We start from the raw sequence: 26,438 nt of genomic DNA on the forward strand, positions 1-26,438 counted from the left end.
CGCCGGATAGCGCTATCCGGCCGGAAGGAACCATGTCTAACATCACGCCCCAGGATATTGCACCTTCGTCCCGTATTCGTCTCGGGCGCATCGATATTGCGCGTGGGATCGCGCTGATCGCCATGGCGATCTACCATTTGGCTGGGATCTTGAGTTTTTCGGCTATATGGCGCCTGCCACAACTGCCCATGGGGGCTGGAAGCTTTTCGCCCGCTGTATTGCTTCAAGCTTCCTGTTTCTGGTCGGCTTCAGCCTCGTTCTGGCGCATGGCAACGGGATTCGCTGGAAATCAATGGCGAAACGGCTGACACAAATCGTAATCGCTGCGGCCGCGATTTCAGCAGTCACATGGTATATGTCGCCGGACAGTTTCATCTTCTTCGGCATCCTTCACCAGATCGCTCTGGCAAGTGTGCTCGGTCTTATTTTCCTGCGGCTGCCCGCCATTGCAACATTGATCATTGCAGCGTTGGTCATCAGCGCCCCACTTTACGCAAGCGCCGATATTTTCAACAATCCCGCGCTCAGCTGGGTCGGCCTTTCGACCGTAGCGCCGCGTTCGAACGATTATGTGCCGCTGTTTCCTTGGTTCGGAGCTGTCCTTATCGGCATGGCGGCGGCGCGCATGTTTCAGCGTTTTGGATGGCTTCAGCTCTTGGCTGGCGGGATCAAACCCCAGTTTCTTGAAAAGCCGCTGACATTTATCGGCAGGCATAGTCTGGCTTTTTATCTCATTCATCAGCCAGTTCTGATCGCGCTAGTTTATGTCTTCTCACAACTGATGCCTCCGGCACAGCCAACACCGCGAGAAGCTTTCACGCAATCCTGTGTGGCTGCATGCCTGCAAAACGGAAGCGAACAGCTATGCCAGCAGTTCTGTGGCTGTGTCGTAACAGAGTTGGACAAGGCAAAACTGTTTGATGATGTCTTTAGCGGCAAGATTGATCAGGAGAACAACAGCACGGTCCAGGATATCGCACAAATGTGCTCACCGGTGCCCGATACTCAGTAAAACAGATCAGGTATTGACGCCCAGTTCGGCAAGACGTTCGATGCAGGATTCCTCGATCTGGTCGAGTTCGCCCAGCGTCTCCTCAATGTCGCGTCGCTTCTGGCGAAGATCGGCGCGTTTTTCCTCAACGCGCTTCATGAGCAGCTTCAGCTGCCCCGTCTCGCCGGGCGGCTCACGATACATCTGGATGATTTCGTGGATTTCGGCGATCGAAAAACCAAGCCGCTTGCCACGCAGAATCTGCTTGAGAAGATGACGGTCGGCGGGACGGAACAGTCGTGTGCGGCCACGTCTCACAGGAGCGATCAGGCCTTCATCTTCGTAGAAGCGCAAAGTACGGGTTGAAATACCGAACTCGCGCGTCAACTCTGTGATCGTATAATATTCGCGCACCACAACATTCCTGCCTTATATCAAGCGGACCAGCCTCTAAACCGAATTGAGTTCAGAGGCTAAGTTGTGCTCCCCCATTTACGTAAAAGTCAACATTAAACCGATGCGAACTAAAATACATCTAGCTACAATTTGGCCGAAAACCGGAATAATCAATTTCACTTACCGCCACAAACGGTGAAGGCTTTTCCAAAGGGTATTGAGCTGAAACCCCTTAATTTCCGCTGATTTCCCATGGATTGCGACTTGCCATCATATTGCCGCTCATGCGTTATGAACTTGCGGAAACCAGTTACAAATGGCGATTCATGCGGCGCTCTATAAAATTTACCTTGATCGGACTTGTCGTCATCGCTGTGATAGGCGCGGCCCCATTTGCCGTCGAACCAATTGTCGTGAGGATCGGAGAAGGTTCGATTCGTCAGCTCGCCAGAGACGGTAATTTCTGTCAGACAGAGCAATGCGACGAAGGCATGAATTACGCGCTTGGCTTTCTCGAAACCAATTATGCCCTGTCGCCTCACGACGTTAAATGGTGTATGGGCGTCGATGTCATTTCCCATTATGAGTTGCCATTCGGTAACGCATTGAAAAAGTCAATAACCGACCGAATGTACCAACGTTGTGGCGATCCGAAGCAAGATGAACCACCCGGCGATCATACGGATGAATAAAGGCGCTCTTCATGAAGCGATTTTTGCGCATTGGCGCCTGGATGATACTTCTGGCCATCCTTGCAGTTACGATCAGCCCGATTAAATTCCGCCCCGTGACAGGTGAGCCCGTCGATCTAGAGCGGTTTGCGGCTTTCTTTCTGGTCGGTGCCTTGTTCGCCCTCGCCTATCCTCGCCACTGGATGGGTGTTCTTCTGCTAACAGTCGGCTGCGCCGCACTTTTCGAACTGATGCAACGTTTGGCACCTGGGCGTCACGGCGAGTTCATAGACTTTGTTTTCAAGGCGGCCGGAGCCATATTTGGCATTGCTGTTGGCTATGGCCTCAGCCTTATGCGCCCTTTCCGGCAAGAAGGCTGATCAGGCAGCGGGAATAGCCTTCAGTCTGTCGCCTGCCGTTTCACGCATGAATTCCAGATGGATCGAACGTAGCAATGCGGCCAGATCGTCATTGGCAGCAGCAAATCGGCCGCCCCCGACAGCCTCGCACATGAGTGCTGATATTTCCGCAGCGCCCATACGCTTTCGCCCGGCAGCAACCGCCCGCCAGGCCTCGATGGCAACAATCAAGGGCGCATGCGTGGCATCGCTCAATCCGGAAGAGCGAAGAAGCGCAGCAAGGGCAGCAGGACGTCCGCCCGAAATAATCGCACAAATCCGCCTATCATCGAGATCGGAAAGCGCGCCCAGCAAGCTGGCGAAGAAATCTATACGGCCTCCGGCAACGGCACGGATAACAAAACTGGTCGTGATTTCACCGCGCAGACGCAGATGTTCGACCAGCGCCGGGAGTTCTTCTTGTGAACAGTTTTCCGCCAGTTGCATTGAGGCACGAGCGGTCGCATCGCCTACAACCTTATCGGCGCGGCGTTGACCCAGAAGCAATTTCACCAGTGGAAGAGATTGGAGAACCTCTCCGACTTTCACTGCGAGTAGATGACGGCATTCAGCCGGAAGATGCGGATGGGCCAGCAAGGCTTCCCGTACGACAGCATCATGTCCGCAGCGCTCGCTGATGCGCCGAAACGAAACGGGGGCGATACGGGCGCAGCTGTTGAAGAGCATTTCAGCAACAGCTTCATTATTCCCGACTTCGGCGATTGCCGCCGCGACTGCGAATGAAACATGCGGGCGCGCGGCAATCAAAACCTGCATCGATGGAGCGCTATAGGCCACACGATCAATCAGATCAGCGTCGCTAAGAAGCCTTGAGCGTGCAAGGATATATCCCGCCACCTCCGGTTGATCGGCTGCAAGCGCCGTTACGATATGCAAAGGCGAATGCACGCTGGTCGAAAGCACATCTGCAATAGACATGCGAACTTTCGGGGAAGGATCATCAAGCAAAAGCGTCAATGCGGCTTCTGCATGTGCACGAGCATGATCAGACTGAAGCTGGTCAATACATTGCCGGGCCAACTGAGCAGCACGGACAACGCGCGCAGCTACCGGCTCGCAGCCACCGACAAACGTATCTTTTTCGATATACATTCTGGCCCCGCTCCAGATCGTTCTTGTATTCGAAAATGATAAATTAAAATGGTTTACGAGCGGTTTACCATGTTTGTTAACCGCATTGTCGCAGCATGGAACCGAACGCGTTTTCACTCGTTTTATCGTCATCAATTCAACGGAGACTTCAAATGGCCGACGAAAAGATCACGAACGACATCCAGCAGGCTCTCGAAAAGCAGATTGCCGATATGCGCACTGAACTGAAGCGCCTTTCAAAGTCGCTGGCGTCACATTCTGGCGAGCTGAGAGAACGCGCGGAGGACGTCATGGATGATGCGTCCGGTCGTTTCCGTCATGCCGCGCAGGCCGTGCGTGAACGCGGTCAGGTCGTTGCCGAAACGGTTCGCGAAAACCCAGGCACAGCCACAACCCTTTTCGGAACTGCCGGAATTATCGGTATTCTCATCGGCGTTGCCATCGGGTGCGCCATTTCTGATCGCCGCTGAACAGCAAGAACAGCCTGATACTTGTGCCCGCGCTCAATGCGCGGGCTTTTGTTTGCACTCTTTACGAGACGGTTGTGGTCTGCTAGCTCCCGGTCATTGGCAGTTTGCCACCGGTCGCAGCCTACCCGGTCAAAACAAGGACGAGCGCAATCAAGCGCTGCAAGACTGCGACGTGGCTTGAAACAAAGGCACGCAAATGTCTGAAAAGACGATATATTCCGATCTCAAGCAGCTCGGCTCCAACGCTTCGATCCCACAAAATCCGGGAGATGCCATCCTTGAAAGGGTCGCAAATCCGCAAGCGGGAACGCCTTACTGTGTGCGCTTCACCGCACCTGAATTCACCTCGCTATGCCCAATGACGGGACAGCCAGACTTTGCGCATCTGGTCATCGACTATGTTCCCGGCCAGTGGCTGGTGGAAAGCAAATCTCTGAAACTGTTCCTGTTTTCCTTCCGCAATCACGGTGCATTTCACGAAGATTGCACGGTAACCATCGGCAAGCGCCTCGTCGAACTGCTGGAGCCGGAATGGCTCAGGATCGGCGGCTACTGGTATCCACGTGGCGGTATTCCCATCGACGTTTTCTTTCAGACCGGAGCGGCGCCGCAGAACGTCTGGATACCGGAACAAGGCGTGCCCAACTATCGTGGTAGAGGCTAGAGCATTTCCAGCAAAAGTGCGAAGCAGTTTTGCGTAGGATAATGCGAAAACAAAGAGATCGAGCGGTTCCAGTGAACCCGTTTTAACTGGAACCGCTCTAGTTGATCGGAGTCGCTGTTGCGACTGAAGATCACGATCCCTATTATAGAAGCAGACCACATGGCCCCTGAAAGGACCCCCATGAAAAACTTCGCTATTCTGATTTCTCTGGCCGTTCTTGCCGGATGCGGGGGAGCTGGTAAGGCGGCCATGGATACAGGCAAGAGTTTTGATCGATTCGCCTGCATGTCGCGCAATTTCAAGGGCGAACCGCCCTGCCCGCAGCCGGAAGCTACAAACCAGAAGGCACAGTAAAACCAGAAAGGAGGCCTGTCATGGCTATCGAACCCAAGGACGTTCTCGATTTCTGGTTCTCGCCGAAGATGCGAGAAAACTGGTTCAGCAAAAGTGATGAGATCGACGCGGAAATTCGTGAGAAATTTCTGACGGCTTACGAAGATGCTCGCGCCGACAAGCTGGAACACTGGAAACAGCAGCCAGAAAGCGCGCTTGCGCTCACCATTCTGTTCGACCAGTTTCCGCGCAACATGTTCCGTGGTTCACCGCGTTCTTTTGAGAGTGACGGGCTGGCCCGCGATGTGGCGGCACAGGCGCTCGACCACGATTTCGACCGCAAACTATCGCCCGAACAACGCCAGTTTTTCTATCTGCCATTCATGCATAGTGAGCATCTGAGCGACCAGAAGCGCTGCGTCGATCTTTATGAAAGGCTCGGCGACGAGTTCTCGCTCGGTTTCGCCCGCCAGCATCACGATATCATCGAACGCTTTGGACGCTTTCCCCATCGCAATAAGGTGCTTGGTCGCGATACCACCCACGAGGAAACCGAGTTCCTCAAGGAACATACAGGCTTCTGAAATTCAGAGCGCATCCCGAAAAGTGTGAAACGGTTTTCGGATAAGATGCGCGTTAGACAAATATCTAGAGCAGCCGATAAGGCAATATTCCGCGGCGGTCGTGATCGACCGCCAATCTGCTTTTAAGCGGCGGAACGGCGCGCTGCACACATTCAGCGCGTTCACAGATACGGCAGGAAACGCCAATCGGATCGAAGGCAGAGCGCACTGCGATGTCGAGCCCATCCGCATAGACAAAATCCTGCGCGTAGGCCACCTCACAGCCAAGGGCGATAGCGTAGCGCCGCTGAGGTGCATTGAATCCCCCCTCGCTCTTGGTCAGTTCTGTCGCAATGCAAAGATAGCGCGCACCATCCGGCGTTTCGGCAAGCTGCCGAATGATCCGTCCCGGCGTCTCGAATGCCTGATGCACATTCCATAGCGGGCACGCAGCACCATAGCGCGCAAATTGCAGCTTGGCAGCGCTGTGTCGCTTCGTGATGTTTCCAGCCCTGTCTATGCGAGCAAAAAACACCGGTACGCCCCGATGGCCGGAACGCTGCAAGGTGCTAAGCCGATGTGCAACCTGTTCCAGACTTGCCCCGAAACGCGATGCCAACAGCTCCAGATCATGGCGCAGCTCCTTGGCTGCTGAAAGGAATGTCTGATAGGGCAGCATCAGCGCCCCGGCGAAATAATTGCGCAAGCCGATCTTGCAAATTTCAACAGCCTCGGCAGAGCGAAAATCCGCTCGTCCAGCAATCGTGCTCACCAGTTCTTCCATTTCCAGTTCGGCGATCTGGAACGCGATCTGGAAATTGCGGGTCGAAGCGGGTGAATAAGGATTGAGATAAAGCACCCGTGCAGCAGGATCGAACCGGCGCAGGACTGCCTCCTCCGGCCCGGCCCGCGCAATGTGCACGCGGTGGTGCTCCGCCATATATTGCGGCAAGGCTACACCGATGTCCCGACCCGGAATGTTTAGCTCCGCTGCCAGCTTTTCTGCCGCAATATCAATCTCATGTACGTAATTGTCGATAAAATGGAAAAAGTCGCGAACTTCCTCATAAGGCGCAGGCTCCGCAGTAGACGGAGCGCGACCCAGCTGATTATCCAGACTTGCGAGCTGTTCGCTGTTGCGGCGATAGGCCTGATGGCAGGCAATCAGCGCATGAGCCAGCCCCGGCGCATTTTGCGTAATGAGCTTCAGTTCCTGCAGGTTCGGCTTGTAATTGTCGAAAACGGGGTCAGCCAGTGCCTCGGAAACAGCTGAAAGCAATCGATCATCATCCCCCAGTGAAATGGCGCCTATATCGATCTGGTAGTTTTCAGCCAGCGCGAGCAAAACGGCTGCGGAAACAGGCCGCTGATTATTCTCGATCTGATTGAGATAACTCGTTGAAATACCGAGGCGTTCAGCGAAACCCGACTGGGTTGCCTTATGTTGTTCGCGTATTTCGCGTATCTTTCTGCCGATATAAAGTTTTCTCGGTGCCATTTTCGCAAATTCGCATTTCGCTATTTGCAAATTTATATCTTACACAATCGCACCTTTTCAAGCTTTTCCAGAACGCCTTCGGATTTTAAGCAGGAAGGAGAAAAAGACTATGTTTTCAGTTTCATAACTCGCCTTCCAAAGGCCACCCAAAAGTGGGGACTTTATGCAGGAACTTCTTGAGCAACTCGAAGCCCGCCGTACGGAAGCCCGCCTTGGCGGTGGTCAGCGCCGTATCGATGCCCAGCATGGCAAAGGCAAGCTTACTGCCCGCGAAAGGATCGAAGTGCTTCTCGACGAAGGATCGTTTGAGGAGTTCGATATGTATGTCACGCATCGCTGCACCGACTTCGGCATGGAAAAGCAGAAGGTCGCTGGCGACGGTGTCGTGACGGGCTGGGGCACGATCAACGGCCGGCAGGTCTATGTATTCAGCCAGGATTTTACCGTTCTGGGCGGCTCATTGTCCGAAACCCATGCGCAGAAAATCTGCAAGATCATGGATATGGCCATGAAGAACGGCGCGCCGGTAATCGGCCTCAACGATTCCGGTGGTGCGCGCATTCAGGAAGGCGTCGCGTCACTCGCGGGCTATGCCGACGTGTTCAAGCGCAATGTGGATGCGTCTGGTGTGGTGCCGCAAATCTCGGTCATTATGGGCCCTTGCGCAGGCGGTGCAGTCTATTCGCCAGCCATGACCGACTTCATCTTCATGGTGCGTGACAGCTCATATATGTTCGTGACGGGTCCCGACGTGGTGAAAACCGTCACCAACGAAATTGTCACCGCGGAGGAACTGGGCGGTGCCTCGACCCACACCAGAAAGTCATCGGTCGCCGATGGCGCTTATGAGAACGATATTGAAGCGCTGGAACAGGTCCGCATTCTGTTCGACTTCCTGCCGCTCAACAATCGCGAGAAGCCACCAGTACGCCCGGTATTCGATGATCCGGCCCGGCTCGAAATGCGGCTCGACACACTGATTCCAGATAGCGCCACCAAGCCCTACGATATGAAGGAGCTTATCCACGCACTGGCCGACGAAAGCGATTTCTTCGAAATTCAGGAATCTTTCGCGAAGAACATCATTACCGGCTTCATCCGTATGGATGGTCAGACTATCGGTGTCGTTGCAAACCAGCCCATGGTGCTTGCCGGTTGCCTCGATATCGATTCATCGCGCAAGGCTGCCCGGTTCGTTCGCTTTTGCGACGCCTTCAATATCCCGATCCTGACCCTTGTGGATGTTCCGGGCTTCCTGCCCGGCACGGCGCAAGAATATGGCGGCGTCATCAAGCACGGCGCAAAACTGCTCTTCGCTTATAGCCAGGCAACTGTTCCCATGGTCACGCTCATCACCCGCAAGGCCTATGGTGGCGCATATGATGTGATGGCCTCAAAACATATCGGTGCTGATATCAATTATGCCTGGCCGACGGCGGAAATCGCCGTGATGGGTGCCAAGGGTGCAACAGAAATTCTCTATCGTTCCGAGCTGGGTGATGTCGAAAAAATCGCCGGGCGCACGAAGGAATATGAGGAGCGTTTCGCCAATCCGTTCGTGGCCGCTGAACGTGGGTTCATCGACGAAGTCATCATGCCGCATTCCTCGCGTCGCCGCATTGCCCGCGCTTTTGCCAGCCTGCGCAACAAGCAGCAAAACACGCCGTGGAAGAAGCACGACACCATCCCGCTGTGATCACCCGGTTCATTTGAGTAAACGCACATGATCAAGAAAATTCTCATTGCCAATCGCGGCGAAATCGCATGCCGGGTCATCAAGACGGCGAAGAAAATGGGCATCGCAACGGTTGCTGTTTATTCCGACGCCGACCGCAATGCCCTGCATGTCAAAATGGCCGACGAAGCGGTCCACATCGGACCAGCGCCGTCCAATCAGTCCTATATCGTCATCGACAAGATTCTGGCTGCGATCAAGGAAACCGGCGCGGATGCCGTGCATCCCGGCTATGGCTTTCTGTCGGAAAATCCGCGTTTCGCTGAAGCCCTGAAAGCCGCCAACGTCACCTTCATCGGCCCACCGGTGAACGCAATTGAGGCCATGGGCGACAAGATCACCTCGAAGAAGCTTGCCTCCGAAGCCGGAGTTTCCACCGTACCTGGTCATATGGGTTTGATCGAAGACGCCGACGAGGCGGTTCGCATTTCCACATCCATCGGCTACCCGGTCATGATCAAGGCTTCCGCCGGCGGCGGCGGTAAGGGCATGCGTATCGCGTGGAACGACGACGAAGCCCGCGAAGGTTTCCAGCTTTCGCGCAATGAGGCCAAGTCTTCTTTTGGCGACGACCGCATCTTCATCGAAAAATTCGTTACCCAGCCGCGCCATATTGAAATTCAGGTTCTGGGTGACCAGCACGGCAATGTTGTCTATCTGGGCGAACGCGAATGTTCCATCCAGCGCCGTAACCAGAAGGTCATCGAAGAAGCACCTTCGCCATTCCTTGATGAAGCCACCCGCAAAGCCATGGGCGAGCAGGCAGTGGCTCTCGCAAAGGCCGTTGGCTATTACTCTGCAGGCACGGTGGAGTTCATCGTTGATGGCAGCCGCAACTTCTACTTCCTTGAAATGAATACGCGTTTGCAGGTTGAGCATCCGGTGACGGAGCTCATTACCGGCATCGACCTCGTGGAAGAAATGATCCGAGTTGCATCGGGTGAAAAGCTCCGTTTCGACCAGAGCGACGTGAAGCTCAACGGTTGGGCTATGGAAAGCCGCCTCTATGCGGAAGACCCATATCGCAACTTCCTGCCCTCTATCGGCAGGTTGACCCGTTATCGCCCACCAGCCGAAGGCCGCAATTCGGATGGTACGATCGTGCGCAATGACACTGGCGTGTTCGAAGGCGGCGAAATTTCGATGTATTATGATCCGATGATCGCAAAGCTCTGCACCTGGGGGCCGGATCGCACCAGCGCCGTAGATGCGATGGGAGATGCTCTGGACGCATTCGAGGTTGAAGGCATCGGTCACAACCTGCCCTTCCTGTCGGCAGTGATGGATCATCCGCGTTTCCGCGAAGGTGCACTCACAACCGCATTCATTGCCGAGGAATATCCGGATGGCTTTGCCGGCGTCCCGGTTTCGGAAGATGATGCGCGGGTGCTTGCTGCGGTTGCTGCCCAGATCAATCTGGCGATCGAGCAGCGCAACATGCAGATTACCGGACGGATTTCCAGCGAAAAGCAATCGGTCGCGACTGATTGGGTGGCGACACTTGGCGGGTTCACCCTGCCGGTTCGCATTGTGGAAGGCGAAGGCGGAACGACGATCAATTTCGTGGATGGCGGTAGCCTGCCAGTTGCCAGCGACTGGCATCCCGGTAGCCATCTGGGCTCATTTACCGTCGGCGGCAAGCCCATTGCCATCAAGGTTTCGCGCGTGGGCACTGGCTGGCGCCTGCGCTGGCGCGGCATGGATATGGTCGCTCACGTCCGCAAGCCACGTGTCGCAGAACTCGCAAAACTCATGCCGGTAAAGCTGCCTCCAGATACGTCGAAAATGCTGCTCTGTCCGATGCCGGGCGTCATCACATCGATCCTCGTCAAGGATGGTGAAACTGTCGAAGCCGGTCAGCCACTGGCCACCGTAGAAGCCATGAAGATGGAAAACGTGCTGCGTGCGGAACGCCGTGCTACCGTAAAGCGCATCACAGCGGAGGCTGGCTCCAGCCTTGCCGTAGACGAACTGATTATGGAATTTGAGTGAGGTCGATATGAGCGAGCGCCCCACAACCCGAGCAGACTGGGAAGCATTGGCCGAGAAGGAACTGAAGCGGCCAGCTGACAGCCTCATTTGGCAAACGCCAGAAGGCATTGACGTCAAGCCGCTCTATACGGAAGATGACCTTCAAGGCATCGACCATCTGGGCACCCTGCCCGGCTTCGAGCCTTTCTTGCGCGGTCCTCGTGCGACCATGTATGCGGGTCGTCCATGGACGATCCGGCAATATGCGGGATTTTCGACGGCCGAAGAATCCAACGCCTTCTATCGCAAGGCTCTCGCTGCCGGTCAGCAGGGCGTTTCGGTTGCCTTCGATCTTGCCACGCATCGCGGCTATGATAGCGACCATCCGCGTGTTGAAGGCGATGTGGGCAAGGCTGGCGTTGCCATCGATTCCGTCGAGGATATGAAGATCCTTTTCGACGGCATTCCGCTGGAAAAAATTTCCGTTTCCATGACCATGAACGGCGCGGTGATCCCGATCCTCGCCAATTTCATCGTGGCGGGCGAGGAACAGGGCGTGCCCCGCGCCCAGCTTTCCGGCACGATCCAGAACGACATCCTCAAGGAGTTCATGGTCCGCAACACCTATATCTATCCGCCGGAACCCTCCATGCGGATCATTGCGGATATCATCGCCTATACGGCAGCCGAAATGCCGAAGTTCAACTCGATTTCCATTTCCGGCTACCATATGCAGGAAGCGGGCGCGACACTGGTTCAGGAACTCGCCTTCACGCTTGCCGATGGGCGTGAATATGTGCGTGCCGCCCTGAACAAGGGCCTGAATGTCGATGAATTTGCGGGACGACTGTCATTCTTCTTCGCCATCGGCATGAATTTCTTCATGGAAATCGCCAAGCTGCGCGCCGCGCGCCTGCTCTGGTCGCGCATCATGAAGGAATTCGATCCGAAGAAGCCCGGCTCGCTGATGCTACGCACGCATTGCCAGACTTCGGGCGTATCGCTTCAGGAACAGGATCCCTACAACAATATCGTCCGCACCGCATTCGAGGCCATGTCAGCTGCTCTTGGCGGTACGCAATCGCTGCACACCAATTCCTTCGATGAAGCCATTGCTTTGCCAACCGAATTTTCGGCTCGTATCGCTCGCAATACGCAGCTCATCCTCCAGAACGAAACCGGCGTAACCAAAGTGGTCGATCCGCTGGCAGGTTCTTATTACATCGAAAACCTCACCAACGAGCTGGCCGAAAAGGCCTGGGCGCTGATCGAGGAAGTCGAAGGTCTGGGCGGCATGACCAAGGCGGTCGAAAGCGGCCTTCCGAAGCGCCTCATCGAAGAAGCAGCGACCAAACGGCAGGCGGCGGTCGATAAGGGCGAAGAGATCATTGTCGGGGTCAACAAGTTCCGGCTGGAACAGGAAGACGAAATCGACATTCTGGAAATCGACAATTCGGCTGTTCGCCAGTCGCAAATTGCACGTCTCAATCGCATCAAGGAAACGCGCAACAAGGCAAAAGTCGAAGCAGCTCTGGCAGAACTGGAAAAAGTTGCAAAGACCGGCGAAGGCAATCTTCTCGCCGCCGCTGTTGAAGCCTCCCGTGCTCGCGCCAGCGTCGGAGAAATTTCCGACGCCATGCGCCGCGCATTCGGCGATCATGCTGCAGTTCCGAAGGTCGTCAAGAAGGTTTACGGCGCGGCCTATAAGGACGAGCCCGAATATCAGACGCTGGTTGAGCGGCTTGGCGATTTTTCAAAGCAGATCGGCGAAACGCCGAAAGTGATGGTGGCAAAGCTCGGCCAGGACGGGCATGATCGCGGTGCCAAAATCATTGCGTCAGCCTTCGGCGATATCGGCTTCGAGATACTGGCCGGGCCACTGTTCCAGACGCCGGATGAAGCTGCCGATATGGCGATCAAGTCCAAGGTGCATGTTCTTGGAGTTTCGTCGCTAGCAGCCGGTCACAAGACACTTCTGCCTCAGCTTGTGGATACGCTCCGCAGGAAGGGCGCGGAAAATATCATTGTCGTCTGTGGTGGCGTCGTTCCCCGTCAGGATTATCAGTATCTGTTCGACCACGGTGTGGCGGCGGTTTTCGGCCCCGGCTCGAATGTGCTTGATTGTGCCCGCGCCGTGCTCGACCTGATGGAAGGCAAACGTCGTAATCTGTAGTATTCTCAGATGGATATGCCCTTTACAGGACTCATTTTCTGAACAACTTCAGAAGCCGGGTGAATAGCCCGGCTTCTTGCGTGGAGCATTTCCAGCAAAAGTGCGAAGCGTCTACGCGGGGAAATCATTTCACTGGACTGATTTCTGATCCCGCTTCGATGCGTCACATAATGCGACGCAACAAATACACAGAACGGTTCCAGCGACTCCGTTTTAACCGAAACCGCTCTAGAACCATCATTCAGTTTTTCGGCCCGGCGAAGCCGGCAATCGTGGAACTGGTAACCGAGACCGGATCGCTGGCCGGGAACGTATCTTCCAAGCCCTCTTCAAGCTGGCGCTCCAGCTCTGCCCGGTCACCCGCGCGGCGCGCGCTGGGGCGTGTCAACAGGTTTTCAGGCTGAATGCCGCATTCCATACATGCAACGCCCAGCGCTTCGCCGAGCTTGATCGCGGCACGATGTATCACTTCATCGCGCGCCAGTTCCGCTTCCGTCTCGTTCTCAACCTTGACAGTGATCTTCTCTTCGCCCTCGGTGACGAACTCCACCATATAGAGCTTGAAGCCCCCAACCGAACTGATGCGGGTTTCGACAATTTCCATCGCTTGACCTCCGCGTTTTCTATGAGGATCAAACGTCGACCAGCGCCTGAAAGTTCCGCATATCTATGCAATTACGGAACCCCGCCCCTCCATCAAGCGTTTCTCGCCTGTCGTCTGGAGGTTGCGATGTCACAGTTCTTCACAAAGCTCAGCGAAAAAGCCGCCGAACTTGCAGGCCATTATCTGGCATTCGGGCTGGCAACCTTGTTCATCCTGTTATGGGGCATTAGCGGGCCTTTCTTTGACTTCTCGGATACTTGGCAACTGGTGGTGAATACATCGACCACAGTCATCACATTCCTGATGGTGTTCCTTATCCAGAACGCACAGGATCGCGAAGCAAGCGCGACACAGGCAAAACTCGATGAAATTTTGACCATCGTCTCAACAGCCAGGAGTGAGACCATAGGTGCGGAACACCTTCCTCTCGACAAGCTGAAGGCAATCTTGAAGCACCTTGAAGAGCAAAGCAAAAAAACCTCGACCGAAGAACCAGAATAAGCAACCCGATCTTTCCGGTGGAATGTTCACGCCTATATCCCCTCCGGAGAATTCTTATCATTAGCAGAAAGGATGTCCCATGGCCGTCACCAAGAAGCAGGAAGCTCGCGCTCTCAATGCCGACGAAAAAGAGCTGGTGGAAAAGTCGCACCATCCTTTTTTGCAGAACGTCCCCGACGAAGAACTTTCTCATCTGGCGAAACTGATCCGCGAACGCCGCAAGAAGGCGAAAGATCAGGCCCACCAGCGCAGGCGCGAAGTGCGCGGAAAGGGAGCCGCTCGTGGCGCGACACCCTCCAAGGCGGATGAAGGTTCACATCTGAAAGTTTCCGTTCTGGCTATGGCGGTGCGTCGCATCAACACCGAAGTTGAACGCCGTCGTCGCATGTCAGCCAGCGCCGAACTGATCGCCAATGCCCGAAAAGCGCTTGCGACCAAAGAAGCCAACGAAAAGAAAGGCAAGGATTTCAACACGCGTCATGCGTTGAACGGCATGCGCAACATCCCGAACGAGAAATATGACAGCCTTGTCCGCCCAGCAGAGCGTGGACGACTCCGTAAGGCCGCAAGTGTCGCTCAGGCGAAGAAGGACACTCGCCAGAAAGACGCGGGTTAGAGCATTTCCAACGCCGTCTTTCGGGAGGGGGGTGCGAAAGCCCGGTCCAGACGTTTCAATTGATCTTCGGAAAGCCGCAAGTCTGCGGCTTTTCTGTTATCCCGCACATGATGCAGGTTGGACGACTTTGGAATTGCTATGACATTGCCGCTGCGCATTACCCACGCAAGCGCAACTGAGGCTGGCGTTCCTCCCGTCTCGCTTGCAATTTCCGCCAGTACGGAATTGCCCAGCAATCGACCTTGCTCGATAGGCGAATAAGCCATCAGCGGAATCTTACGCCCGGCACACCATGGCATCAGATCAAATTCTGGGCCGCGCCGCGTCAGATTGTAAAGTATCTGGTTCGTTGCAACGGCATTGCCGCCAGCTATACCGACGAGTTCTTTCATGTCATCCGTATCGAAATTGCTGACGCCCCAGCTCACTATCTTTCCAGCATTCTGTAATTCATCGAACGCAGCGACAGTCTCCTCAAGCGGATATCGCCCACGCCAATGCAGCAAATACAGATCAATGTGATCCGTGCGAAGGCGCTGCAGGCTCCTCTCGCAGGCCTCGATTGTGCCCTTCCAGGACGCATTGAACGGCAATACCTTGCTGACGAGAAACACATCATCGCGACGGCCCGTAATGGCTTCGCCAACAACGTCTTCCGCCTCTCCATCAGCATACATTTCCGCCGTATCGATCAGCGTCATCCCGAGATCGATGCCGCTTCTCAGTGCTTCGATTTCATAGCGGCGTTGCGTGCTGTCCTCACCCATATACCAAGTGCCCTGCCCGAGCGCTGGAACCGTCTGGCCCGAAGGCAGGGTGATCTGTGATATGGTTCCCGTCATTGCATCTTCCCCTATGAAACGATCATTGCCATGATCGCTACATAGCCGGAAAATTCAAGACCTTGAGAACAAGGGCTCAAGCAAAATGCAGACCGAAACCCTGCATGAGCCTGCGGATGGCATAGTCCGGATTGCGGGATGTCACGACCGCCAGATCGTTGTGATGATGCAGCTCTTCATCGGCGCGGCGTGGTTTCAGCAGCGAGACGGTACGCCGGGCGATCGCTTCCGCAGGATCGAGCCAGTCAACCGGCCATGGCGCAAGACGGCGAAACACATTGGCAAGGAACGGATAGTGCGTGCAGGCCAGCACGACAATGTCGGTCCGGTTACCATCCTGCTCAATGAAGCAGGGGGCGATCTGTTCCACGACCAGCGCCTCGTCGATCTTTTCGCCGCGAATATGGGCTTCCGCTACTGTCGCAAGCTGATCGGCACCAACGAGACGAACATGGCACTGGGTGGCGAAAGATTGAATGAGATCGCGCGTATAAGCACGCCTGACGGTACCGGGGGTCGCCAGCACGGAAACAAGCCCCGACGATGTTCTTTCGGCAGCGGGCTTGATCGCTGGCACTGTGCCGACAAACGGCACCGAAGGATAGGCTTGCCGCAAATCATCCAGCACCAGCGTGGAGGCCGTATTGCAGGCAATGACCGCGATCTCGGGGTCATAGGCGGCAATGAGCTTGCCGAACAGCTCGACAATCCTCTCCCTCAACGCATCCTCTTCCCATCCGCCATAGGGAAACCCGGCATCGTCGGCAACGTAGACAAAGCGGCGATCCGGCATAAGCACCCGCGCTTCGCGCAAAACCGTCAGGCCTCCGATACCGCTGTCGAAAACCAAAATAGGTCTTTCGACATCGGCAGAAGGCATGGCGGCAAAGCTCACAGCGGGTGCGTTTTTCATTCGTCCTCGTCCTTCATTGCCGGAGCCTCACTCGCAGGCTTACGCGCACGTCCTTCCGGGGCACCGGAACCGCGTGGTTTCTTCGGCGTGAACACGTCAAGCGACGTGACAACACCGCGCAGCAACTTGAGTTCTGCGGATGCGAAACCAGCACGCGTCAACACGGCGCGCAGATTGTTGACCATGATTTCCTTGCGGGCTTCCGGACGGAAATATCCCCGAACATCAAGGGCTTCTTCGAGATGATTGAAGAGCCCCTGCAACTCCTGTTTTGGCGCCATCTCAAGCTCCGGCCCGCGGAACACGGTCTCCGTTTCCGTCTCAAGGCCCGACTTCATCCATTCATAGGACATCAGCAAAACGGCCTGAGCGATATTCAGCGATGCGAAAGCCGGATTGACCGGAAACGTCACCAGTTCATCCGCAAGACCGACCTCTTCATTGCTGAGACCGAAGCGTTCACGGCCAAACAGGATGCCGGTCTTCTCACCAGTCCGGAAACGACGGCGCAGTTCGCCCCCCGCTTCCACGGCGCTGCGAACCTGCTTGAAGCCATCACGTTCACGTGCCGTCGTCGCATAGACGAAATTGAGATCGGCGATAGCGGACGGCAGGTCGTCATAGACTACCGCATTGTCGATCACATGATCGGCCTTGCTGGCTGCCGCCCTTGCCTTCTCACTCGGAAACTCTTCGCGCGGATTGACGAGGCGCAATTCAGCCAGACCAAAATTCGCCATGGCGCGCGCCACCATGCCGATATTCTCCGGCAATTGCGGCTCCACCAGCACGATTGCCGGTCCTTCCGCGATGAAGGGGCGCTGTTTATCTGTTCCTGCCATGATCTCTTCCGCATTAGCTATCGTATCGTGGCGTTTCCCTTACATAATTGACGCAGAATCGCAAAGATTCCCCTTACGTGTTTTAGGGAAAAGCCTGTGTAGTAGCCCGATAACACCTATTTGCTGCCCATTCATGCCAGACTGTTCCACCAGATACAGGATCAAAGGGAGGAAACCATGTCCGGTAAGAAGATACTCATGCTTTGCGGCGACTTTGGTGAGGACTATGAAACCATGGTCCCGTTCCAGACGCTTTTGACTGTTGGTCATACGGTTCATGCGGTCTGCCCCGGCAAGAAGGCTGGCGATCATATCGCGACAGCCATTCACGACTTCGAAGGCCACCTGACCTATACAGAAAAGCCCGGCCATAACTTCACGCTGAACGCGACCTTCGCCGATGTTAAGCCTGAGAACTATGACGCTCTGGTCATTCCCGGGGGTCGGGCACCGGAATATCTGCGTCTCGACGATAAGGTTATCGCCGTGGTGAAGCATTTCTTTGAAGCGAACAAGCCAGTCGCTGCAGTCTGCCACGGCGCGCAATTGCTGGCCGCAGCGCGCGTTCTGGAAGGTCGCACCTGTTCTGCCTACCCGGCCTGTCGCCCGGAAGTTGAACTCGCCGGTGGCAAATATGCCGATATTCCGGTCGATCAGGCGGTTACGGATGGAAATCTCGTCACGTCGCCCGCATGGCCCGCCCATCCGGCGTGGCTGTCACAGTTCCTTACTGTGCTCGGCACCAGGATCACCCACAGCTGATCGCAACGCCCTGCCTGTTTCCCAACAAGGTTGCAGGCAGGGCGAAACTGCGCGACAGTAAGTTTGGGAGAATGATCCGGAGGAAATCATGTGCAGGCTGTTCATCGGTGCCGATCCTGAGCTCTGGCTGAGCGTAACACGTTCGCTGCGCATCGACGGCGTCGTGACAAGCGTCCGGCTTGAGAATTTCTTCTGGTGGGCTCTCGAAGATATTGCAGCACGCGATGATCTCACGGTCAGCCGCCTTATCGGCAAGCTTTACGATGAATCCCGGAATGAGGGGCACGACCTCGACAATTTCGCGTCGTTCCTGCGGGTCTGCTGTGGACGCTATCTTTCGTTGCAGCTGAACGGCCTTGTTCCCACAGACAAGTCGACCGCCATCTCTACACTGGATGCAGATACCATTCTGGTCAGGGAACAGGAAAACTATCGCCAGCGGCAATCTTCCTGGGAGAAATCTCGTGATGACAATCGCACTGCACACCGCGCCGCATAATCGGTGCCGTCAAAAGCCATTTCACGCTTTTCGCAAGTCTCTCCCGAAATTTTGACCGCCTAAACGCTCTATAGGCCAAAGAATAAGCCTCTTACGCTTTGCCTTATTCGTCGTGAGTGCTATACGGGCGCGACGCATTGAAAAAGAGGCTTCATCCATGGCAAAAATCAAGGTTGCGAACCCGGTCGTTGAACTCGACGGCGATGAAATGACCCGCATCATCTGGCAGTTCATCAAGGACAAATTGATCCATCCCTACCTCGACATTGATCTGAAATATTACGATCTGTCAGTCGAGCACCGCGATGCCACCAATGACCAGGTTACCATTGATGCGGCTAATGCCATCAAGGAACACGGCGTTGGCGTAAAATGCGCAACCATCACCCCGGACGAAGCCCGCGTTGAAGAATTCAAGCTCAAGAAAATGTGGAAGTCGCCAAACGGCACGATCCGCAACATTCTCGGCGGCGTGATCTTCCGCGAACCGATCATCTGCAAGAACGTTCCGCGCCTCGTGCCGGGCTGGACCCAGCCGATCATCGTTGGCCGTCATGCTTTCGGCGATCAGTACCGCGCGACCGATTTCAAATTCCCGGGCAAGGGCACTCTGTCGATCAAGTTCGTCGGTGAAGATGGCGAGACCATCGAACACGAAGTCTATCAGGCTCCGGCGGCTGGTGTGGCAATGGCCATGTACAACCTCGACGAATCGATCCGCGAATTTGCCCGTGCTTCGCTGAACTACGGCTTGCAGCGCAACTACCCGGTCTATCTCTCGACCAAGAACACTATCCTCAAGGCTTATGACGGTCGCTTCAAGGACATCTTCGAAGAAGTTTACCAGACCGAATTCGCTGACAAGTTCAAGGCTGCAAAGATCTGGTACGAACATCGTCTCATCGACGACATGGTCGCTTCGGCGCTCAAGTGGTCCGGCGGCTATGTTTGGGCTTGTAAGAACTACGACGGCGACGTGCAGTCGGATATCGTGGCTCAGGGTTTTGGCTCGCTCGGCCTGATGACCTCCGTTCTGATGACGCCGGATGGCAAGACTGTTGAAGCAGAAGCTGCACACGGCACCGTGACCCGTCACTACCGCCAGCATCAGAAGGGTGAGGAAACCTCGACCAATTCGATCGCTTCGATCTTCGCATGGACGCGTGGTCTCGCACACCGCGCCAAGCTCGACGACAATGCCGAGCTTAAGCGTTTTGCCGACACGCTGGAAAAGGTCTGCGTCGACACCGTTGAAAGCGGCTACATGACCAAGGATCTGGCCCTGCTCATCGGTCCGGATCAGCCTTGGCTCTCGACCACCGGTTTCCTCGACAAGATCGACGAGAACCTTCAGAAGGCCATGGCCGCCTGATAAAATATTCGACGCTTATCGTCGATATGGAAAACCCGGCAGCCTCGCTGCCGGGTTTTTTCATTTCCTTTTCAAGGGAAAAAGCGCATCCTGCCACCGCTTACAGGGAGGATGAAATGGCTGAGTTGAAGCTCTATACCAACCCGATGTCGCGCGGACGCATCGCGCGCTGGATGCTGGAGGAGATCGGCAAACCCTATGATGTGGAAATTCTGGATTTCGGGCCACCGATGAAGGGGCCTGACTACTGCACAATCAATCCGATGGGCAAAGTTCCTGCCCTGCGCCACGGCGATGCGGTGGTGACGGAAGTGGCTGCAATCTGCGCCTATCTGGCAACAACATTTCCCGAAGCTGGTCTAGCGCCTCACCCCAATGAGCGCGCGGATTTCTTCCGCTGGCTGTTCTTTACATCTGGTCCTGTGGAAGCCGCCTTATCCAACCATGCGCTCGGCTTTGAAATCCCCGCAGACAAGCAGGGAATGGTCGGCTACGGCAATTACGATACAGTGGTCAACACATTGGAGAAAGCGGTTTCGCACCATCCATACATCACCGGCGACCGCTTCACGGCGGCTGACGTTTATGTCGGCTCGCACATCGGCTGGGGCCTGCGCTTCGGCACGTTGCCGGCCAGAGGAGCGTTCGTCGCCTATTGGGACCGACTAAAAGATCGTCCTGCCATGAAGCGCGCCACGGAACTGGACGAGGCAGCAGCCGCAGCCACACAGCATTAACAACATAATGCTGGCTGTTCAGGTCACGTAATCTGGCCAGCCAGCTCAAACGTGTGTGAGAATGCCTGTGCACCTTTTGGCGAGAACGCGATGACACGCCCCGCTTCGCGGCGTACCCAGCCCTTTGAAATGAAATGGTTCAACAGCGCTGCACCGAGCGCTCCGCCCAGATGGTTGCGACGTTCACTCCAGTCGAGGCAGTGACGACAGACCGGGCGCTTGCCCTGCTCCAGAGTGGTCACATCAACGCCAAGGCAACTGAAAAACGACTTGCCCTTTTCTGTCAGCACCGGCTCATTGTCATCAACAATCAGCCCGAGCCGATGCGAGGCATCGAGCATTTCCACCCCACGCTCACCGGCCAGATGATCATAGCAGATACGCGCCTTGCGTAGTGCCTGATCTTTCGGGCCGGTCCGCACCCGCACAGCGCCGGTGCGTTGCGCAAGCCCCATCAAACCTTCCAGAACCTGCGCCACGTCTGTTCCAGAAAGCCGGAAATAGCGGTGCCGCCCCTGCTTCTCCGCAACCAGCAAATTGGCCGCATCGAGCTTTGCAAGATGTCCGCTGGCGGTTTGCAGCGTCACGCCTGCGGCTGACGCGAGTTCACTGACAGTCAGCGCACGACCATCCATCAGCACCGTGAGCATGTTTGCACGCGCCGGATCACCTAGGAGCGCGGCAACAGAAGCTATGATCGGGCCATCTTTCATACTTCGATGCTAACCGAACTATGGAGAACTTTCAATTGCTACATTGTCAGCATCGAAGACATGCTTTTGAAGGAGACACGCATGATTACCTGTTTCATCCGCTATCAGATCGACCCGTTCAAAGCGGATGCCTTTGCAGAATATGCGCGCAATTGGGGACAGGCGATTCCGCGCTGCGGCGCTGATCTCATCGGCTATTTCGGGCCGCATGAAGGTTCGTCGACCACAGCCTACGGCGTCTATTCAGTCGAAAACCTTGCCGCGTATGAAGCATATCGGGCACGGCTTGCCGCCGATCCGCTGGGACGCGAGAATTACGAATTTGCGCGCAGAGAACAATTCATCCGATCCGAAGACCGCATCTTCCTTAAACTCCAATCCGCACCGCATGGGGAGTTCATCAAGCCATGATTGCCGTCATATTCGAAGTCTGGCCAGCCGATGACAACAGGCGTGAACAGTATCTGGATATTGCCGCAAGCCTGCGCGAAGATCTTTCCAGGATTGACGGTTTTCTGTCGATCGAGCGTTTTCAAAGCCTGGCCGATCCCGACAAATTGCTTTCGCTCTCGTTCTGGCGCGACGACGATGCGGTGCGTGAATGGCGCAACCTGCCATCTCATAGGGTAGCACAGGGGCAAGGGCGCAATGGTGTTTTTGAAAACTACCGTTTGCGTGTAGCCAGCGTCATGCGTGACTATGGTCTGGATGAACGAAGCGAAGCGCCTGACGACAGCCGCACAATTCATGCGGCTTAATTCCACCGATAAAAAAAGGCCGGGTTAACCCGGCCTTTTGAATTAGATGATCAGTGCCTTGACTGCTGCAATCGCAGCGTCGGCCTTATCGCCATCCGGCCCGCCGGCCTGCGCCATGTCCGGGCGACCGCCGCCACCTGCGCCACCAAGGGCCGCAGAAGCAGCGCGAACCAGATCGACCGCACTAAAGCGACCAACCAGATCTTCCGTCACCGCAGCCACCGCGCTGGCCTTGCTATCTTCGCCGATACCAATGAACAGCACCACACCGGAGCCGACCTGCTTCTTGCCTTCGTCGGCAAGCGGCTTGAGATCACGCGGGGAAACGCCAGTTACGATCTTGCCGAGGAAGTTGACGCCATTCACAGCTTCAACGGCGCTGCCGCCATCTGCCGAACCACCGCCAAGCGCAAGCTTCTTGCGCGCATCAGCAAGTTCGCGTTCCAGCTTCTTGCGTTCATCAAGCAATGCGTTGACACGTTCCAGCGCTTCAGACGGTGTCGTCTTCAATGCACCGGCGATGGCCTTTACGCGCTCGTCCTGCTCTTCAAGGTAAAGACGTGCTGCCTCACCCGTCAGCGCTTCCATACGACGAACACCAGCGGCAACCGCGCCTTCCGAAACAATGCGGACGAGACCTATATCGCCGGTCTGGCGCACATGCGTACCGCCGCAAAGCTCAACCGAATAAGCCTTGCCCTCCTTCGAACCGTGCTTGGCGGTGCCCATGGAAACAACACGAACTTCATCGCCATATTTTTCACCGAACAGTGCCATAGCACCCTCGGCAATGGCATCGTCAACGGCCATCAAGCGGGTGCTGACAGGAGCGTTCTGCAGAATGATTTCGTTGGCGAGAGTTTCCACCTGCGTCAGCTCTTCAGCCGAAATCGGCTTCGGATGCGAAAAGTCGAAACGCAGACGATCCGGTGCAACGAGCGAACCCTTCTGTGCAACATGACTGCCGAGCGTTTCACGCAGCGCCTCATGCAGAAGGTGCGTCGCCGAATGGTTAGAGCGGATGCGCGTGCGGCGTACCGAATCCACTTTCAGCTCGACCGCATCGCCGGTCTTCGCCGTCCCCTTGGTGACTTCGCCGATGTGAACGAAGACGCCCTCGCCCTTCTTCTGCGTATCCTTGATTGCGATAGCAAAACCTTCTCCGGAGATCGTGCCGGTATCGCCCTGCTGGCCGCCGGATTCTCCATAGAACGGGGTCTGGTTGACTACGACCGAAACAACATCGCCTTCAGCAACGGACTGTACTTCCGCGCCATCGCGGACAAGCGCAGTGATAACGCCTTCGGCAACCTCGGTCTCGTATCCAAGAAATTCCGTCGCACCGACCTTATCCTTGATACCGAACCAGATCGTTTCGGTTGCAGCTTCACCAGAACCAGCCCAGTTCGCACGGGCCTCGGCCTTCTGGCGCTGCATGGCGGCACTGAAGCCATCCGTATCGACGGCAATACCGCGCTGACGAAGTGCATCCTGCGTCAGATCCAGCGGAAAGCCATAGGTGTCGTAAAGCTTGAAAGCGGTTTCGCCGTCGAGGCGATCCCCTTCAACAAGGCTTTCCGTCGCATCCGACAGGAGGCCAAGACCGCGATCCAGCGTCTTGCGGAAACGGGTTTCCTCAAGCTTGAGCGTTTCGGAGATCAAGGCATCGGCGCGGATCAGTTCCGGATAGGCCTGTCCCATTTCGCGGATCAAGGCCGGCAGCAGGCGCCACATCAACGGCTCTTTGGCGCCCAAGAGCTGGGCATGACGCATTGCACGGCGCATGATGCGACGCAACACATAGCCGCGGCCTTCGTTGGACGGCAGAACACCGTCAGCGATCAGGAAGCTCGAAGCGCGCAGATGATCAGCAATCACGCGGTGGCTGGCGCGGAATTCGCCCTCAGCCTTGACGCCGGTTGCTTCTTCCGAAGCGCGGATCAATGCCTTGAAGAGATCGATATCGTAATTGTCGTGCACGCCCTGCAGAACCGCAGCGACGCGCTCCAACCCCATTCCGGTGTCGATAGACGGACGCGGCAGGTCGATGCGCTGTTCGGGCGTAATCTGCTCGAACTGCATGAAAACGAGGTTCCAGATTTCGATGAAACGGTCACCGTCTTCGTCAGCTGATCCGGGAGGTCCGCCCCAGATATGGTCGCCGTGGTCGAAGAAGATTTCTGAACACGGACCGCATGGACCGGTATCGCCCATAGCCCAAAAATTATCGCTGGTGGCAATGCGAATGATGCGGTCATCGGAAAGACCAGCAATCTTTTTCCAGTAATTCGCAGCGTCGTCGTCCGTGTGATAAACGGTGACGAGCAATTTGTCCTTCGGAAGGCCGAATTCCTTCGTGATCAGGTTCCAGGCGAAGCTGATGGCATCTTCCTTAAAATAGTCGCCAAACGAGAAATTGCCGAGCATTTCAAAGAATGTATGGTGACGAGCGGTATAGCCGACATTGTCCAGATCGTTGTGCTTGCCACCGGCACGCACGCACTTCTGGGAAGTCGTCGCGCGATTGTAGGAACGGTGTTCAAGACCCGTAAAAACGTTCTTGAACTGAACCATACCCGCATTGGTGAACATCAGCGTCGGATCGTTGCGTGGGACAAGTGGGCTCGATGGAACGACCTCATGCCCGTTCTTACGGTAATAATCGAGGAATGTGGACCTAATCTCGTTGACGCCAGCCATAAGTCACCCTTGGGCTTTTTTGCCCTGCACGGATACAGCTCTGCAGAAAGCTGTATCAATTATCCTGTTCAAACTCCCATAGCCGCCAACCGTTATTGAAGGCCCGAGGCTCTCCCGCACTGCCAGGAGGTGAAGTGGAGTTTTCGGTTGACCGCTTTTAGCGGTGCCTTGCTTTTCTGTCCAGATAAGTACGCTGCGCCATAAAAGCAATTTCTGCCGGAAAGCGATAAAACCAGCACCATTCACTTCGCAAAAACCCCCACTGCTAAACAAAAAGCCCCATGCAATTGCACGGGGGCTTCGATAATTCATTCAATGCTGGCGATCTTACATTTCGGCAGCGTCACTCGCATCGTCTTCTGGTCCGCCATCTTCGAGGAACTGTTCGGCAATCAAACCGGCATTCTGACGAAGCGTGGTTTCGATCTCGCGGGCCACTTCCGGGTTGTCCTTGAGATATTGCTTGGCGTTTTCACGGCCTTGTCCCAGTCGCTGGGAATTATACGAGAACCACGCACCGGACTTCTCGACGACACCGGCCTTTACGCCAAGATCGACCAGCTCGCCGGTCTTGGAAACGCCAGCACCGTACATGATGTCGAATTCGACCTGCTTGAAGGGCGGCGCAAGCTTGTTCTTGACGACCTTCACGCGGGTCTGGTTACCAACAACTTCGTCGCGCTCCTTGATCGAACCGATACGGCGAATATCGAGACGAACCGAAGCATAGAACTTGAGAGCGTTACCGCCAGTCGTCGTTTCCGGCGAACCGAACATCACACCGATCTTCATACGAATCTGGTTGATGAAGATCACCATACAGTTCGACCGCGAGATCGAAGCAGTAAGCTTGCGCAGCGCCTGGCTCATGAGACGAGCCTGAAGACCAGGCAAGGAGTCACCCATTTCGCCTTCGATTTCCGCACGTGGCGTCAAGGCTGCGACGGAGTCGACGACGAGAACGTCGATGGCGCCCGAACGCACAAGCGTGTCGGTAATTTCAAGTGCCTGCTCACCCGTATCTGGCTGCGAAATCAGCAAGTTTTCCAGATCGACACCCAGCTTGCGTGCATAGACAGGATCAAGCGCATGTTCCGCATCGACGAATGCACAGATACCGCCCTTCTTCTGTGCTTCCGCAATCGTGTGCAGCGCGAGTGTCGTCTTACCGGAGCTTTCCGGTCCGTAAATCTCAACAATACGTCCTTTGGGCAAGCCGCCGACACCCAGCGCGATGTCCAGAGAAAGCGAGCCGGTCGGAACAGTTTCGATCTCGATAACCGGGGCATTTTTCCCCAGACGCATGATCGAGCCCTTACCGAACGCCCTTTCGATTTGCGACAATGCCGCATCGAGAGCCTTAGTCTTGTCCACTGAATTTTCCTCAACAAGTCGCAATGAATTCTGAGACATCTTACACCATCCTCTTGTCTCGCTAGAAGCCCGGCAGGCTCGTTGCTATGATCTATTTGTATTCGTTTTGTTCTCATTTGACAATAGGGCTAACTCATTGATTAAAAACAGTTCCGAAATTTTGTTCTATAATCGTTCTCTAACATCAGCAATTACGAAAATAATCGAACTATCCACGAATTAACTTAAT

27 protein-coding genes and 1 pseudogene are annotated in these 26,438 nt (G+C 55.5%); 18 read left to right on the forward strand and 10 right to left on the reverse strand.

Features of this window, described 5'->3' with window-relative positions; translation table 11 throughout:
• Positions 1-32 precede the first annotated feature (32 nt).
• A pseudogene (locus tag LJ361_RS16330) lies at positions 33-1,012 on the forward strand (heparan-alpha-glucosaminide N-acetyltransferase).
• 6 nt (positions 1,013-1,018) lie between these two features.
• Here LJ361_RS16330 and LJ361_RS16335 read toward each other — a convergent pair.
• Positions 1,019-1,405, reverse strand: a complete 387-nt coding sequence (locus LJ361_RS16335) for a MerR family transcriptional regulator (protein ID WP_010659960.1) — start codon at positions 1,403-1,405, stop codon at positions 1,019-1,021.
• 308 nt (positions 1,406-1,713) lie between these two features.
• On the opposite strand from LJ361_RS16335, the gene LJ361_RS16340 reads away from it, so the two are divergent.
• Together LJ361_RS16340 and LJ361_RS16345 are read left to right on the forward strand one after the other, a co-directional pair.
• On the forward strand, positions 1,714-2,079 hold the full coding sequence (locus tag LJ361_RS16340; protein WP_010659959.1) for a hypothetical protein: 366 nt from the start codon (positions 1,714-1,716) through the stop codon (positions 2,077-2,079).
• A gap of 11 nt (positions 2,080-2,090) precedes the next feature.
• Complete coding sequence (locus tag LJ361_RS16345; protein WP_010659958.1) at positions 2,091-2,438, forward strand: VanZ family protein; 348 nt, start codon at positions 2,091-2,093, stop codon at positions 2,436-2,438.
• Here LJ361_RS16345 and LJ361_RS16350 read toward each other — a convergent pair whose 3' ends face one another.
• Positions 2,439-3,569 carry a DUF2336 domain-containing protein gene (locus LJ361_RS16350; RefSeq protein ID WP_010659957.1) on the reverse strand — a complete coding sequence of 377 codons (1,131 nt, stop codon included), beginning with the start codon at positions 3,567-3,569 and terminating at the stop codon, positions 2,439-2,441.
• Positions 3,570-3,721: 152 nt separating this feature from the next.
• Between LJ361_RS16350 and LJ361_RS16355 the strand changes: the two genes are divergently transcribed.
• The 4 genes from LJ361_RS16355 (at position 3,722) to LJ361_RS16370 (ending at position 5,620) form a co-directional block, all read left to right on the forward strand.
• Positions 3,722-4,039 carry a DUF883 family protein gene (locus LJ361_RS16355; protein WP_010659956.1) on the forward strand — a complete coding sequence of 106 codons (318 nt, stop codon included), beginning with the start codon at positions 3,722-3,724 and terminating at the stop codon, positions 4,037-4,039.
• Between the two features lie 196 nt (positions 4,040-4,235).
• Positions 4,236-4,703 (forward strand): preQ(1) synthase, encoded by a 468-nt coding sequence (queF, locus tag LJ361_RS16360; protein WP_010659955.1) that lies wholly within the window; start codon positions 4,236-4,238, stop codon positions 4,701-4,703.
• Between the two features lie 180 nt (positions 4,704-4,883).
• A complete protein-coding gene (locus LJ361_RS16365; protein WP_010659953.1) occupies positions 4,884-5,057 on the forward strand; it encodes a hypothetical protein in 174 nt (57 codons plus the stop codon).
• A 20-nt stretch (positions 5,058-5,077) separates the two neighbouring features.
• Positions 5,078-5,620, forward strand: a complete 543-nt coding sequence (locus LJ361_RS16370) for a DUF924 family protein (protein ID WP_010659952.1) — start codon at positions 5,078-5,080, stop codon at positions 5,618-5,620.
• A gap of 64 nt (positions 5,621-5,684) precedes the next feature.
• Here the strand turns inward: LJ361_RS16370 and LJ361_RS16375 are convergent, their stop codons facing one another.
• Positions 5,685-7,097, reverse strand: a complete 1,413-nt coding sequence (locus tag LJ361_RS16375; protein WP_010659951.1) for a helix-turn-helix domain-containing protein — start codon at positions 7,095-7,097, stop codon at positions 5,685-5,687.
• A gap of 163 nt (positions 7,098-7,260) precedes the next feature.
• Between LJ361_RS16375 and LJ361_RS16380 the strand changes: the two genes are divergently transcribed.
• Genes LJ361_RS16380 through scpA form a run of 3 tightly spaced genes read left to right on the forward strand, consistent with a single transcriptional unit; the run spans position 7,261 to position 12,976 of the window.
• Positions 7,261-8,793, forward strand: coding sequence for an acyl-CoA carboxylase subunit beta (locus LJ361_RS16380; protein ID WP_010659950.1), 1,533 nt, complete (start codon positions 7,261-7,263; stop codon positions 8,791-8,793).
• 27 nt (positions 8,794-8,820) lie between these two features.
• A complete protein-coding gene (locus LJ361_RS16385; RefSeq protein ID WP_010659949.1) occupies positions 8,821-10,824 on the forward strand; it encodes an acetyl/propionyl/methylcrotonyl-CoA carboxylase subunit alpha in 2,004 nt (667 codons plus the stop codon).
• A 7-nt stretch (positions 10,825-10,831) separates the two neighbouring features.
• A complete protein-coding gene (scpA, locus tag LJ361_RS16390; protein ID WP_010659948.1) occupies positions 10,832-12,976 on the forward strand; it encodes a methylmalonyl-CoA mutase in 2,145 nt (714 codons plus the stop codon).
• A 241-nt stretch (positions 12,977-13,217) separates the two neighbouring features.
• Here the strand turns inward: scpA and LJ361_RS16395 are convergent, their stop codons facing one another.
• On the reverse strand, positions 13,218-13,580 hold the full coding sequence (locus LJ361_RS16395) for a hypothetical protein (protein ID WP_010659947.1): 363 nt from the start codon (positions 13,578-13,580) through the stop codon (positions 13,218-13,220).
• A gap of 126 nt (positions 13,581-13,706) precedes the next feature.
• On the opposite strand from LJ361_RS16395, the gene LJ361_RS16400 reads away from it, so the two are divergent.
• Positions 13,707-14,081 carry a low affinity iron permease family protein gene (locus tag LJ361_RS16400; protein ID WP_010659946.1) on the forward strand — a complete coding sequence of 125 codons (375 nt, stop codon included), beginning with the start codon at positions 13,707-13,709 and terminating at the stop codon, positions 14,079-14,081.
• Positions 14,082-14,160: 79 nt separating this feature from the next.
• Positions 14,161-14,697 (forward strand): hypothetical protein, encoded by a 537-nt coding sequence (locus tag LJ361_RS16405; RefSeq protein ID WP_010659945.1) that lies wholly within the window; start codon positions 14,161-14,163, stop codon positions 14,695-14,697.
• Here LJ361_RS16405 and LJ361_RS16410 read toward each other — a convergent pair.
• The 3 genes from LJ361_RS16410 to LJ361_RS16420 form a co-directional block, all read right to left on the reverse strand.
• Positions 14,694-15,539 (reverse strand): aldo/keto reductase, encoded by an 846-nt coding sequence (locus tag LJ361_RS16410; RefSeq protein ID WP_010659944.1) that lies wholly within the window; start codon positions 15,537-15,539, stop codon positions 14,694-14,696. The genes LJ361_RS16405 and LJ361_RS16410 overlap by 4 nt on opposite strands.
• Before the next feature lie 76 nt (positions 15,540-15,615).
• The gene (gene murI / locus LJ361_RS16415; RefSeq protein WP_010659943.1) at positions 15,616-16,452 is read right to left on the reverse strand and encodes a glutamate racemase; all 837 of its coding nucleotides are present in this window, start codon (positions 16,450-16,452) and stop codon (positions 15,616-15,618) included.
• The gene (locus tag LJ361_RS16420; protein ID WP_010659942.1) at positions 16,449-17,294 is read right to left on the reverse strand and encodes an RNA methyltransferase; all 846 of its coding nucleotides are present in this window, start codon (positions 17,292-17,294) and stop codon (positions 16,449-16,451) included. The genes murI and LJ361_RS16420 overlap by 4 nt, the downstream gene beginning before the upstream one ends.
• A gap of 177 nt (positions 17,295-17,471) precedes the next feature.
• Between LJ361_RS16420 and LJ361_RS16425 the strand changes: the two genes are divergently transcribed.
• The 4 genes from LJ361_RS16425 (at position 17,472) to LJ361_RS16440 (ending at position 20,664) form a co-directional block, all read left to right on the forward strand.
• On the forward strand, positions 17,472-18,056 hold the full coding sequence (locus LJ361_RS16425) for a DJ-1/PfpI family protein (RefSeq protein WP_264812053.1): 585 nt from the start codon (positions 17,472-17,474) through the stop codon (positions 18,054-18,056).
• 88 nt (positions 18,057-18,144) lie between these two features.
• Positions 18,145-18,555, forward strand: a complete 411-nt coding sequence (locus LJ361_RS16430) for a ribbon-helix-helix domain-containing protein (RefSeq protein WP_010659940.1) — start codon at positions 18,145-18,147, stop codon at positions 18,553-18,555.
• Positions 18,556-18,712: 157 nt separating this feature from the next.
• Positions 18,713-19,927, forward strand: coding sequence for an NADP-dependent isocitrate dehydrogenase (locus tag LJ361_RS16435; RefSeq protein WP_010659939.1), 1,215 nt, complete (start codon positions 18,713-18,715; stop codon positions 19,925-19,927).
• 116 nt (positions 19,928-20,043) lie between these two features.
• On the forward strand, positions 20,044-20,664 hold the full coding sequence (locus LJ361_RS16440) for a glutathione S-transferase family protein (protein ID WP_012091919.1): 621 nt from the start codon (positions 20,044-20,046) through the stop codon (positions 20,662-20,664).
• Positions 20,665-20,687: 23 nt separating this feature from the next.
• On the opposite strand, the gene LJ361_RS16445 is transcribed toward LJ361_RS16440, so the two are convergent.
• Complete coding sequence (locus LJ361_RS16445) at positions 20,688-21,377, reverse strand: ArsR/SmtB family transcription factor (RefSeq protein ID WP_010659937.1); 690 nt, start codon at positions 21,375-21,377, stop codon at positions 20,688-20,690.
• Positions 21,378-21,458: 81 nt separating this feature from the next.
• On the opposite strand from LJ361_RS16445, the gene LJ361_RS16450 reads away from it, so the two are divergent.
• Together LJ361_RS16450 and LJ361_RS16455 are read left to right on the forward strand one after the other, a co-directional pair.
• On the forward strand, positions 21,459-21,788 hold the full coding sequence (locus LJ361_RS16450; protein WP_010659936.1) for an NIPSNAP family protein: 330 nt from the start codon (positions 21,459-21,461) through the stop codon (positions 21,786-21,788).
• On the forward strand, positions 21,785-22,135 hold the full coding sequence (locus LJ361_RS16455; RefSeq protein ID WP_010659935.1) for an antibiotic biosynthesis monooxygenase family protein: 351 nt from the start codon (positions 21,785-21,787) through the stop codon (positions 22,133-22,135). The genes LJ361_RS16450 and LJ361_RS16455 overlap by 4 nt, the downstream gene beginning before the upstream one ends.
• Positions 22,136-22,177: 42 nt before the next feature.
• On the opposite strand, the gene alaS is transcribed toward LJ361_RS16455, so the two are convergent.
• Complete coding sequence (gene alaS / locus LJ361_RS16460) at positions 22,178-24,835, reverse strand: alanine--tRNA ligase (protein WP_010659934.1); 2,658 nt, start codon at positions 24,833-24,835, stop codon at positions 22,178-22,180.
• Between the two features lie 327 nt (positions 24,836-25,162).
• Positions 25,163-26,248, reverse strand: coding sequence for a recombinase RecA (gene recA / locus LJ361_RS16465; RefSeq protein WP_010659933.1), 1,086 nt, complete (start codon positions 26,246-26,248; stop codon positions 25,163-25,165).
• Positions 26,249-26,438 lie beyond the last annotated feature (190 nt).

The organism is Brucella sp. JSBI001, assembly GCF_026014005.1.
Lineage (GTDB): Bacteria > Pseudomonadota > Alphaproteobacteria > Rhizobiales > Rhizobiaceae > Brucella > Brucella anthropi.

What these genes read in the sequence shown, in the direction of transcription:
- alaS (WP_010659934.1), bottom strand. Translation starts at nt 24,835, where the DNA reads ATGGCTGGCGTCAACGAGATTAGGTCCACATTCCTCGATTATTACCGT.
- LJ361_RS16340 (WP_010659959.1), top strand. Translation starts at nt 1,714, where the DNA reads ATGCGGCGCTCTATAAAATTTACCTTGATCGGACTTGTCGTCATCGCT.
- recA (WP_010659933.1), bottom strand. Translation starts at nt 26,248, where the DNA reads ATGTCTCAGAATTCATTGCGACTTGTTGAGGAAAATTCAGTGGACAAG.
- LJ361_RS16345 (WP_010659958.1), top strand. Translation starts at nt 2,091, where the DNA reads ATGAAGCGATTTTTGCGCATTGGCGCCTGGATGATACTTCTGGCCATC.
- LJ361_RS16400 (WP_010659946.1), top strand. Translation starts at nt 13,707, where the DNA reads ATGTCACAGTTCTTCACAAAGCTCAGCGAAAAAGCCGCCGAACTTGCA.
- LJ361_RS16385 (WP_010659949.1), top strand. Translation starts at nt 8,821, where the DNA reads ATGATCAAGAAAATTCTCATTGCCAATCGCGGCGAAATCGCATGCCGG.
- LJ361_RS16440 (WP_012091919.1), top strand. Translation starts at nt 20,044, where the DNA reads ATGGCTGAGTTGAAGCTCTATACCAACCCGATGTCGCGCGGACGCATC.
- LJ361_RS16375 (WP_010659951.1), bottom strand. Translation starts at nt 7,097, where the DNA reads ATGGCACCGAGAAAACTTTATATCGGCAGAAAGATACGCGAAATACGC.
- LJ361_RS16445 (WP_010659937.1), bottom strand. Translation starts at nt 21,377, where the DNA reads ATGAAAGATGGCCCGATCATAGCTTCTGTTGCCGCGCTCCTAGGTGAT.
- LJ361_RS16425 (WP_264812053.1), top strand. Translation starts at nt 17,472, where the DNA reads ATGTCCGGTAAGAAGATACTCATGCTTTGCGGCGACTTTGGTGAGGAC.
- LJ361_RS16405 (WP_010659945.1), top strand. Translation starts at nt 14,161, where the DNA reads ATGGCCGTCACCAAGAAGCAGGAAGCTCGCGCTCTCAATGCCGACGAA.
- scpA (WP_010659948.1), top strand. Translation starts at nt 10,832, where the DNA reads ATGAGCGAGCGCCCCACAACCCGAGCAGACTGGGAAGCATTGGCCGAG.
- LJ361_RS16455 (WP_010659935.1), top strand. Translation starts at nt 21,785, where the DNA reads ATGATTGCCGTCATATTCGAAGTCTGGCCAGCCGATGACAACAGGCGT.
- LJ361_RS16410 (WP_010659944.1), bottom strand. Translation starts at nt 15,539, where the DNA reads ATGACGGGAACCATATCACAGATCACCCTGCCTTCGGGCCAGACGGTT.
- LJ361_RS16370 (WP_010659952.1), top strand. Translation starts at nt 5,078, where the DNA reads ATGGCTATCGAACCCAAGGACGTTCTCGATTTCTGGTTCTCGCCGAAG.
- murI (WP_010659943.1), bottom strand. Translation starts at nt 16,452, where the DNA reads ATGAAAAACGCACCCGCTGTGAGCTTTGCCGCCATGCCTTCTGCCGAT.
- LJ361_RS16355 (WP_010659956.1), top strand. Translation starts at nt 3,722, where the DNA reads ATGGCCGACGAAAAGATCACGAACGACATCCAGCAGGCTCTCGAAAAG.
- LJ361_RS16350 (WP_010659957.1), bottom strand. Translation starts at nt 3,569, where the DNA reads ATGTATATCGAAAAAGATACGTTTGTCGGTGGCTGCGAGCCGGTAGCT.
- LJ361_RS16430 (WP_010659940.1), top strand. Translation starts at nt 18,145, where the DNA reads ATGTGCAGGCTGTTCATCGGTGCCGATCCTGAGCTCTGGCTGAGCGTA.
- LJ361_RS16365 (WP_010659953.1), top strand. Translation starts at nt 4,884, where the DNA reads ATGAAAAACTTCGCTATTCTGATTTCTCTGGCCGTTCTTGCCGGATGC.
- LJ361_RS16380 (WP_010659950.1), top strand. Translation starts at nt 7,261, where the DNA reads ATGCAGGAACTTCTTGAGCAACTCGAAGCCCGCCGTACGGAAGCCCGC.
- queF (WP_010659955.1), top strand. Translation starts at nt 4,236, where the DNA reads ATGTCTGAAAAGACGATATATTCCGATCTCAAGCAGCTCGGCTCCAAC.
- LJ361_RS16395 (WP_010659947.1), bottom strand. Translation starts at nt 13,580, where the DNA reads ATGGAAATTGTCGAAACCCGCATCAGTTCGGTTGGGGGCTTCAAGCTC.
- LJ361_RS16420 (WP_010659942.1), bottom strand. Translation starts at nt 17,294, where the DNA reads ATGGCAGGAACAGATAAACAGCGCCCCTTCATCGCGGAAGGACCGGCA.
- LJ361_RS16435 (WP_010659939.1), top strand. Translation starts at nt 18,713, where the DNA reads ATGGCAAAAATCAAGGTTGCGAACCCGGTCGTTGAACTCGACGGCGAT.
- LJ361_RS16450 (WP_010659936.1), top strand. Translation starts at nt 21,459, where the DNA reads ATGATTACCTGTTTCATCCGCTATCAGATCGACCCGTTCAAAGCGGAT.